The organism is Bradyrhizobium sp. WSM2254 (genome assembly GCF_000472645.1).
In the GTDB taxonomy this organism is placed as follows: domain Bacteria; phylum Pseudomonadota; class Alphaproteobacteria; order Rhizobiales; family Xanthobacteraceae; genus Bradyrhizobium; species Bradyrhizobium niftali.
This window is the reverse complement of record NZ_AXAB01000030.1, coordinates 107,403-116,574: the sequence shown is the minus strand read 5'-3', so window position 1 is coordinate 116,574 and position 9,172 is coordinate 107,403. Positions and strand designations below refer to the sequence as shown.

The window sequence follows — 9,172 nt, the reverse complement described above, 5'->3', positions numbered from 1 at the left end:
GGCAAAAGGGCGGCATCGAGAACGCCATCGGCCGCTTGCGCCGCTTCATCCCCCGAAAGACCGACCTCGAAAAGCTCCCAACCAAGCGCTTCCGCCAGTCCGTTGCCACCTACAACAACACCCCGCGCAAATGCCTTGACTTCAGAACCCCGGCAGAGGCCTTCTCCTCTCAACTGTTGCACTTCGAGTGTGAATCCACCTCCTGGCTTTCGCCAGGACGACACCGAGCCCCCCTCTACCTTCCCGTCCAGACCGGCTTGCGCTTCTCGCTGAACGCCTTCAGGCCCTCTTTCGCATCCTCAGTCATCGCCAGCAGCGCGATCTGGCTTTCGGTGTAGGCGATGCTCTCGTCGAACGACATCGAGGCGATGGCGCGCATGGCGTATTTGCCGCGGCGGATCGCGGTCGGGGATTTGTCGACGATCCGGCCGATCAGCCAGTCGACCTTGGCGTCCAGCTCGGCCGTCGGCACGACGTAGTTGAGCAGGCCCGCTGCCTGCGCCGCCTTCGCGTCGAACGGCTCGCCGGTCAGCGCCCATTCGTTGACGAGGCGCGGCGGGGCGATGCTCTGCAACAGGCTCAGGACCTGCATCGGGAACACGCCGACCTTCACCTCCGGCAGGCCGAAGATGACGTGATCGGCCACAACCGCCATGTCGGTCATGCACAACAGGCCCATGCCGCCGGCCATGCAGACGCCGCCGACCCGCGCAATCGCCGGTTTGGTGGCGTTCTGTGACAAACGTAACAGATCGGCATAGTCGACATTTGGTTTGGAATGATCCATCGCGAAAGCCGCGCCGGAGTTCTGCAGGTCGGCGCCCGCGCAGAACGCCTTGTCGCCCGCGCCCGTCAGCACGATGACGCGGACGTCCTTGTCGTCATGCGCGTCGCGATAGCCTTTGGTGATGCCGGCGATGACGTCGCCATTCAGCGCGTTGCGTTTCTCCGGCCGGTTGATGGTGATCCAGAACGCCTGTCCGCGCTTCTCGGTGATGACGGCTGTGGTGTCGGTCATGGCACGCTCGCTTCCTTGCTCCCGTTTGCTGCCATTTGCGGCAGGTCGGGCGGCGGGCGCAAGGGCATTCTGCAACGCTGTGTCACCATAGCGTGTGGGCGCAACTTCGCTTGCCGATTGAATTACCGGCGACGACCTCTATCCTGACCAGAGATTTCGATGACCGATGAGCCATTTCATGCGCACCACCATTGCATTGCTGCTGGCAGGCCTCATCGCGATGTGCGCCGGCACCACAAGCCGCGCGGCCGATGCGGCGAAGCTCGCGCTGGTGATCGGCAACGCGAAATATCCCGACAACGAATTGGTGCTCAACGACGCCGCCAACGACGCGCAAGCCGTCGCCGATGAGTTGAAGCGCGACGGCTTCGTGGTCGACCGGCAGACGAACCTCACGGGCGACGCCATGCGGCAGGCGCTGGATCGCTTCTATGCCCGCATCGAACGCGGCGCGGTCGCGCTGATCTTCTTCGATGGCTTTGGCATCCAGTCCAACCGGCAAACCTACCTGCTTCCCGTCGATGCGCAGATCTGGGCCGAGCCCGACGTGTCGCGCGACGGCTTCAGCCTCGACACCATTCTCGCCGAGATGAACACACGTGGCGCCGCGATCAAGATCGCCCTGATCGACGCCTCCCGCCGCAACCCGTTCGAGCGGCGCTTCCGCCGCTATTCGGCCGGCCTTGCGCCGGCGATCGCGCCGAGCAATTCGCTGGTGCTCTATTCGACCGCGCTCGGCGCAGTCGCGGCGACCGGCAAGACCGATCGCAGCCTGTTCGTCGCCGAGTTGCTGCGCGAGATGCGCGCGCCGAACATCAGCGCCGAACAGGCGTTGACCAACACCAAGAACGGCGTGGTCGCCGCCACCAACCGTGAGCAGGTGCCGTGGCTGTCGTCCTCGCTGACGACGGAATTCTCGTTTGCGGGCCTCATGGCGCGACCGCCGGACAACACCACCGCCGACCCGGCTCCGACGAAACCGACGCCGCAGAAGCCGGCCTGCGAGATGCCGCAAGCAGAGCCACCCCCGAGTGCGGACGACCTCGCGAGAGACCCTGTTATCGCCGATCTCAGCCGCAAGATCGCGGCCAACGCCAACGATGCCATCTCGCGCTACAAGCGCGGCCAGGTCTACGCGATCAAGCGCGCCCACGCGCTCGCCATGCAGGATTTTGACGCGGTGATCCGCCGTGACCCCAGGGATGCGCAAGCGCTGAACAATCGCTGCTGGACGCGGGCTGCGACCGGCGACCTGCAAGGTGCGCTCGCCGACTGCAATCTGGCGCTTCAGCTCGATCCCGGCTTGAGCGATGCGTTCGACAGCCGCGGGCTCGTCAACCTCAAGCTCGACCGGACCACTGAAGCGATCAGGGACTACACTGACGCGGTCCAGCGCAACCCACGCTCCTCGTCCTCGCTGTTCGGCCGCGGCGTCGCCACCCGCAGGAGCGGCGGCGACGGCGCCAACGACATTGCGCTGGCGAAATCGATGGATCCGAACATCGCAAAGGAGTTTGCGGGCTACGGTGTGACCGAGTGCGTGCCTTGAGCAGCGGTCGCCTTTTTGATCCAGACCTTGTTGTCGTGGAATGCCGCACCGCCGATCGGCGCCACCGCTTCGGCGCCCGTCAGCATGTTGATGCCGCGGCCACCGACGTGATTCTTGTTCGGATGAACGGACTCCGCGATCAGGACGCCGCGCCGCACGCCCTCGAACAGCGTCGCAATCAGCGTGGTCTCGCCGCGGGTGTTGCCGAGCGTCACGGCGTCGCCGTCGGCGATGTCGAGGGAGGCTGCATCCAGCGGATGGATCATCACGCTCGCCTTGCCTTCGCGCGCCTGCGAGGACGGCGTCTCGTTGAATGTGGTGTTGAGGAAGCTGCGCGAGGGACTGGTGGCAAGCCGGAACGGATGGGCCTGGTCGGCGTGCTCGATCACCGCCCAATGGTCGGGCAGTGACGGCATCTGGTCGACATCGCCCATCGTCTGGCCGAACGGCGGATGCGCCCAGTCCGCCCTGAAATGGAATTTCCCGTCGGCGTGGGCAAAGCCGTCGAGGAAATGCGCGGTGCGGAAGTCCGGTTGCAGGTCACGCCAGATGTCGGCTTCGAGGCCGGCGATGTCGCCGTGGTTGCTGAGCTTCAGCGTCGCGTCGATCAGTTCGCGCGACGTCATCTCGAAGCCCTGATGCCTGGCGCCAAGCCGCGGCGCCAGCGCCTGCAACAGCTGGTGGTTGGAGCGGCATTCGCCGGGCGGATCGATCAGCTTGGGTCCTACCGAGATGTGCTGATGGCCGCCGCCGTAATAGAGGTCGTCGTGCTCCATGAACATGGTCGCCGGCAGCACGATGTCGGCCATCTGCGCCGTCTCGGTCATGAACTGCTCGTGCACCGCGACGAACAGATCTTCGCGCGCAAAGCCCTGGGCCACCAGCGCCTGCTCCGGCGCCACCGTCATCGGATTGGTGTTCTGGATCAGCATCGCCTTGACCGGTCCCTTGCCGAGCAGGGCCTCGGCGTCGCCGGTGAGGATGCGGCCGATCTTCGACTGGTCGAGCGCGCGCGTGGTCCGGTCGATCGCGTCGTGGCCCTCGATGATGGCTTCGTTGAAGTGCCACAGCGCGTAATTGTTGAAGAAAGCGCCGCCGCCCTCATACTGCCAGGCGCCGGTCACCGCGGGAATGCAATTCGCCGCATGCATCTGCGTGGCGCCATTGCGGCTGCGCGTAAAGCCGTAGCCATAGCGGAAGAAGGTGCGTTTGGTCTCGCCGACGGCCTTCGCAAACGCCTCGATCTCGGCGACCGGGACGCCGCAGATGGCGGAGGCCCATTCCGGCGTGCGCGTCTTCAGATGTGCCTCGAGCTCGGCGGGGCAATCGGTGTACTTGTCCATGTAGGCGCGGTCGGCATAGCCGTCGCGGAACAGGACGTGCATGACGCCGCAGGCGAAGGCGCCGTCGGTGCCGGGACGCAGGATGATCTTGATATCAGCCTGCTTCATGGTGTCGTTGTCGTAGATGTCGACGGCCGCGATCTTGGCGCCGCGCTCCTTGCGAGCGCGCGCAGCGTGCGTCATCACGTTGACCTGGGTGTTGACCGGATTGGTGCCCCAGATCACCACGAGGTCGGAGAGCGCCATCTCGCGCGGATCGACGCCGGCGATTTTGCCGGTGCCGATCGCATATCCGATCCGCGCGACGTTGGCGCAGATCGTCTGATAGAAGCGCGAATATTTCTTCACATGCGTGAGACGGTTGAGGCCGTCGCGCATCACCAAGCCCATCGTGCCGGCGTAGTAATACGGCCAGACCGATTCCGCGCCGAACTCGCGCTCGGCCGCGTTGAACCGATGTCCGATCTCGTCCAGCGCCTCATCCCACGAGATCCGCGCGAACTGCCCGGAACCCTTCGGCCCGGTGCGGCGCATCGGATAAGTCAGCCGTTCGGGGTGATGGATGCGCTCGGCGTAGCGGGCGACCTTGGCGCAGACCACGCCGGCCGTATAGGTCTGCTTCTTCGAACCACGGACACGGCCGATGCTGCGGCCTTCGACCACCTCGACGTCGAGGGCGCAGGCCGAGGGGCAATCATGCGGACAGGTCGAATGGCGGATTTCGATCTTGGCGTGCTGGTTCATGTCCCAGTTCGTAACACCAAAATACCGGCCGGCCGAGAGCATTTATCCGGCAATACCCATGCGATTTGCTCAAGCCGCACGCGCGGCCGGTTCCTGCCGCAGGCACGAAATGCGGCGCGGCTACCCCGAAAACCGCCCGATATTCCCGGCGCGATCGACCTTGTGAGGCGTCGACAGCACGCGTTCCCGGCCGCTACAGTGCATCCAACAAGAACGACATCAGGGAGGTGGGCGTGACGGCCCGAAGATTCATGCTGGCGCTGGCCGCCGGCCTGCTCGGCGTAGCCGCCGCAGCCCCCTCATTGGCGCAAGATTATCCCACGCACGCGGTCCGGATCGTCGTGCCCTTCGGCGCCGGCGGGCCGGCCGACGTCGCGGCCCGGCTGATCGGCAACGCGCTCCAGGAGAGCTTTGGCCAGCCCTTCGTGATCGAGAACCGCACCGGCGCGGGCGGTGTCATCGGCACCGTCGAGGCGGCGAAGTCGCCGGCCGACGGCTACACGCTGTTGATGATGTCCAACACCCAGACCGCGAATGAATCGCTGCTGACGCCGGAGCAACGCAAATACGAGCTGATGCGCGACCTCGCGCCGATCGCGCCGGTGAACTATTCCGACCTCGTCATCGTGGTGAACCCGCAGGTCCCAGCCAAGACGCTGCAAGAGTTCATCACGCTCGCCAAATCGCAACCGGGCAAGCTGAACTACGCCTCCTCCGGCCAGGGCACGCCCTATCACATGGCGGGCGAGCTGTTCAAAGCGATGGCGGCCATCAACGTCGTCCACGTGCCCTATCGCAACAGCGGCGAGGCGCGCAGCGGCGTGATCGGTGGACAGGTGCAGATGATGATCGACGCCGTGCCGGCAATGGCGCCGAATATCGCCGAGAACCAGGTCCGCGCCCTCGCCACCACCGGCCAGCAGCGCTCGGCGGTGCTGCCGAACGTGCCGACCGCTGGCGAGGCTGGCGCAGCAGGCTATGAGGCGACGATCTGGCTCGGCCTGATGGCACCGGCAGGCACGCCAAAGCCTGTTATCGACAAACTCAATGCCGCCGTAAACGCAATGGTGAAGCGACCCGACATCATAAAACTCTGGACCGCGCAGGGTGCCATGCCCATGTCGATGACGCCGGAGGAATTCGACAAATTCCTGCGCGGCGACATCGAGAAATGGGCCGACGTCGTCAAGAAGTTCGACAAGTCCTGAGGCCGTAGAACGACCATGCCGACCATTCAGTTCCAGCTCAACGGCGCGACCATGGCTGTGGAGGCGGATCCGGATCAGACGCTGCTCGAGGTGCTGCGCGGCCGGCTCGGCGTTACCGGTCCGCATTTCGGCTGCGGCGCCGGTGAGTGCGGGGCCTGTCATGTCATGGTCGGCGACCGCGCGATGGCCTCCTGCGACATGCCGATGTGGTCGGTCGCAGGCAAAGACGTCGTCACGATCGAAGGGCTCGGCACGGCCGAGCAACCGCATCCGCTGCAGCGCGCCTTCATCTCCGAACAGGCGATGCAATGCGGCTATTGCGTTGCGGGAATCCTGATCAGCGCGGCGGCGCTGCTGAAGCGCAATCCGTCGCCGACGGAGGCCGAGGTCAGAACGGCTCTCGACCGCAACCTGTGCCGTTGCGGATCGCATAACCGCGTGGTCCGCGCCGTGCTGCGCGCGGCCTCGGAGATGGCCACCACATGAAGCCCCCTGCCCCAAGCCTGCCGGTCAGCCTCGTCGCCAATCCAAGACTGTCGTCCTGGGTGCGGTTCACGGGCGAAGGCCGCGTGGCGATCTTGCCCGGCAAGGTCGAGATCGGCCAGGGCATCGTCACGGCGCTGGCGCAGATCGCGGCAGACGAGCTCGACGTCGACATCTCCAGGGTCGACATGATCCGCGCCTCGACCGCGACCAGCCCGAACGAAGGCGTCACCTCGGGCAGCCTTTCGATCCAGCAATCCGGCCGCGCGCTGCGCCACGTTTGCGCCGAAGTACGCCAGCGCCTCCTCGTCGCAGCGTCGGAACGCCTCGGCGTCGATACCTCGCTGCTCGATGTCGATGACGGCACGATCTCGGGTCCCGGCAATGTCAGGACCAGCTATTGGGAGCTGGCGGGTGACGTCTCGCTCGACCACGACGCCAGCGTGGGCGCGGCGGCGAAAACCGCCGCCAAGCGCGCAATTGCCGGGCGTTCCATCCAGCGCGTGGACATTCCCGACAAGGTGTTCGCACGGCCGCGTTTCATCCACGATCGTGCGTTGCCGGACCTGTTGCACGGCCGCGTGCTGCGGCCGGACATCTCGGACGCCAAATTGACCGCGCTCGATGAAACGGCCGCGCGCACCGTTCCGGGCCTCGTCGCGATCGCTCGCGACGGCGGTTTCGTCGGCGTGGTCGCCGACAGCGAGGTGGCGGCGGAAGCCGCGCTGAATGCCCTGCGCAAAGGCGCGACATGGTCCGCCGGCGAGCCGCTGCCCGACGAAAACGATCTGGCGGGCTTCCTGAAGAGCCAACCGGTCGAGACGACCACCATCGACACCAGAACAGCGGCATCGACGAATAAGGCCGCGCGCATTCTGCGCCGGCAATACACCCGCCCCTACATCGCGCATGCCTCGATCGCGCCGTCCTGTGCGATGGCGCGGTGGGACGGCGATCGTGTCAAGGTCTGGACCCACAGCCAGGGCGTCTATCTGCTGCGCGCCGATCTCGCGATCGTGCTCAGGCTGCCGGCAGAAAACATCGTCGTCGAGCATATGGAGGGCGCCGGCTGCTACGGGCACAATGCAGCCGACGACGTCGCGCTCGATGCCGTGCTGCTGGCGAAAGCGGCCGGCGGCCGTCCAGTCCGGGTGCAGTGGTCGCGCCACGACGAGATGTCCCACGCGCCGTTCGGCGCGGCCATGGCCATCGAGATCGCGGCCGATCTCGATGCAGACAACGAGATCGTCGGCTGGCGCCATGCGATCTGGAGCAACGGCCACGCGGCGCGGCCCGGGCGCGCGGCACAGCCGGCGCTGCTCGCGGCAACCGAGATCGCAAATCCCTACCCGCGCATGATCTCGACCAATCCGCCGGCGGCCAATGGTGGCGGCGGCGACCGCAATTCGGTTCCGCTCTACGATTTTCCGGCCTGGACGATCACCAGCCACCGCCTGCTGACCATGCCGGTGCGCACCTCGGCGCTGCGGACGCTGGGCGGGCAAGGCAACGTGTTCGCCATCGAATCCCTGCTCGACGAGATAGCCGTTTTGCGCGACGAAGATTCGGTCGCGTTTCGTCTGCGCCATCTGCGCGACGAGCGTGCAAAGGACGTCATCCGCGCCGCGGCCCGGCGCGCGCAGTGGAAGCCGGAGAAGCGAACCGGTATCGGCCACGGCGTCGGCTTTGCGCGCTACAAGAACACGGGCGCCTATTGCGCTGCGATTGCGGAGGTCGAGGGCTCCGACGACATCCGTGTGAGGCGGCTGACGCTCGCGGTGGATGTCGGCGAAGCCATCAACCCTGACGGCGTCATCAACCAGATCGAGGGCGGCGCGATCCAGGCGACGAGCTGGGTGCTGAAGGAGCGCGTCCGCTTCGACCGGACGCGCATTACCTCCACCTCATGGACGGACTATCCGATCCTGACATTCAGCGAGGTGCCCGCGGTGGATGTCGAGATCATCCAGCGGCCGGAGATCGAACCGGTCGGCGCCGGCGAGGCCGCGCATGGCCCGGTGACGGCGGCGATCGCGAATGCGGTCCACGATTGCCTCGGCGTGCGCGTGCGCGATCTGCCGATCACGCGCGACAAGATCATCGCAGCCATGGAGCTTGCATCGTGACGACATTGAATATTCTGAGCGGCGGCGCGGCGCAAGGCCTGGTGCGCGGCATTGCCGAGGCCTACAAGGCGCAGACCGGGTTCGGCATCGACGGCGAGTTCGGCGCCGTCGGCATCATGGCCGACAAGCTGCGTGCGAGTACGCCGGCAGATCTCGTGATCCTGACGCAGTCACTCCTCGCAAGACTCGCGGAGGACAAGCTCGTCGTCTCCTCCTCGATCGCAGATGTCGGCAGAGTTGAAACCGCGCTTGCGGTCCGTAACCGCGATCCCAAGGTGGCCGTGAAGACTGAAGCCGATCTGCGCGAGGTCCTGCGTGCCGCAGACGCCATCTATGTTCCGGACACCAGGGCTTCGACCGCGGGCCAGCACGTCGCAAAGGTCCTGGATCAGCTCGGCATCGCCTACGAGCTCGCATCGCGTCTCAAGATATTCCCGAACGGCGCGACCGCGATGCGGGAGCTTGCCACATCCGCCGCGACGCGGCCGATCGGCTGCACCCAGGCGACCGAGATCATCGCGACCGACGGCATTGCGTTGTCGGGATCGCTGCCGCCGGGCTGCGAGCTGGTGACGATGTACACGGCCGGCGTGACCACGCGGGCCGCACATCCGAAAGAAGCCGCCGCGCTGATCGCTTTGCTGACCGGCGCAGACCGACGGGAGCTGCGCCAGCGCGCGGGATTTGCCGGCTAGGCGCCG

General features: G+C 66.0%; 8 protein-coding genes. 5 read left to right on the top strand and 3 right to left on the bottom strand.

What is annotated here, in order from left to right; all coding sequences use genetic code 11:
* On the bottom strand, positions 1-182 hold a 182-nt coding region (locus A3M7_RS50280; RefSeq protein WP_210164298.1), incomplete at its 3' end, for a hypothetical protein.
* A gap of 53 nt (positions 183-235) precedes the next feature.
* Positions 236-1,018 carry an enoyl-CoA hydratase/isomerase family protein gene (locus tag A3M7_RS0122750; RefSeq protein ID WP_027545958.1) on the bottom strand — a complete coding sequence of 261 codons (783 nt, stop codon included), beginning with the start codon at positions 1,016-1,018 and terminating at the stop codon, positions 236-238.
* A 178-nt stretch (positions 1,019-1,196) separates the two neighbouring features.
* Here A3M7_RS0122750 and A3M7_RS0122745 point away from each other — a divergent pair, with 178 nt between their 5' ends.
* Complete coding sequence (locus A3M7_RS0122745) at positions 1,197-2,567, top strand: caspase family protein (protein WP_027545957.1); 1,371 nt, start codon at positions 1,197-1,199, stop codon at positions 2,565-2,567.
* Here A3M7_RS0122745 and A3M7_RS0122740 read toward each other — a convergent pair.
* Positions 2,540-4,654 (bottom strand): molybdopterin-dependent oxidoreductase, encoded by a 2,115-nt coding sequence (locus A3M7_RS0122740; protein ID WP_027545956.1) that lies wholly within the window; start codon positions 4,652-4,654, stop codon positions 2,540-2,542. The genes A3M7_RS0122745 and A3M7_RS0122740 overlap by 28 nt on opposite strands.
* Positions 4,655-4,905: 251 nt before the next feature.
* Between A3M7_RS0122740 and A3M7_RS0122735 the strand changes: the two genes are divergently transcribed.
* Genes A3M7_RS0122735 through A3M7_RS0122720 form a run of 4 tightly spaced genes read left to right on the top strand, consistent with a single transcriptional unit; the run spans position 4,906 to position 9,166 of the window.
* Complete coding sequence (locus A3M7_RS0122735; RefSeq protein WP_198033803.1) at positions 4,906-5,862, top strand: tripartite tricarboxylate transporter substrate binding protein; 957 nt, start codon at positions 4,906-4,908, stop codon at positions 5,860-5,862.
* A 15-nt stretch (positions 5,863-5,877) separates the two neighbouring features.
* The gene (locus tag A3M7_RS0122730; protein ID WP_027545954.1) at positions 5,878-6,348 is read left to right on the top strand and encodes a (2Fe-2S)-binding protein; all 471 of its coding nucleotides are present in this window, start codon (positions 5,878-5,880) and stop codon (positions 6,346-6,348) included.
* Complete coding sequence (locus tag A3M7_RS0122725) at positions 6,345-8,471, top strand: molybdopterin cofactor-binding domain-containing protein (protein ID WP_027545953.1); 2,127 nt, start codon at positions 6,345-6,347, stop codon at positions 8,469-8,471. The genes A3M7_RS0122730 and A3M7_RS0122725 overlap by 4 nt, the downstream gene beginning before the upstream one ends.
* Complete coding sequence (locus A3M7_RS0122720; protein WP_027545952.1) at positions 8,468-9,166, top strand: substrate-binding domain-containing protein; 699 nt, start codon at positions 8,468-8,470, stop codon at positions 9,164-9,166. The genes A3M7_RS0122725 and A3M7_RS0122720 overlap by 4 nt, the downstream gene beginning before the upstream one ends.
* The last annotated feature ends 6 nt before the right edge of the window (positions 9,167-9,172 follow it).

What these genes read in the sequence shown, in the direction of transcription:
- A3M7_RS0122745 (WP_027545957.1), top strand. Translation starts at nt 1,197, where the DNA reads ATGCGCACCACCATTGCATTGCTGCTGGCAGGCCTCATCGCGATGTGC.
- A3M7_RS0122735 (WP_198033803.1), top strand. Translation starts at nt 4,906, where the DNA reads ATGCTGGCGCTGGCCGCCGGCCTGCTCGGCGTAGCCGCCGCAGCCCCC.
- A3M7_RS0122725 (WP_027545953.1), top strand. Translation starts at nt 6,345, where the DNA reads ATGAAGCCCCCTGCCCCAAGCCTGCCGGTCAGCCTCGTCGCCAATCCA.
- A3M7_RS0122750 (WP_027545958.1), bottom strand. Translation starts at nt 1,018, where the DNA reads ATGACCGACACCACAGCCGTCATCACCGAGAAGCGCGGACAGGCGTTC.
- A3M7_RS0122740 (WP_027545956.1), bottom strand. Translation starts at nt 4,654, where the DNA reads ATGAACCAGCACGCCAAGATCGAAATCCGCCATTCGACCTGTCCGCAT.
- A3M7_RS0122730 (WP_027545954.1), top strand. Translation starts at nt 5,878, where the DNA reads ATGCCGACCATTCAGTTCCAGCTCAACGGCGCGACCATGGCTGTGGAG.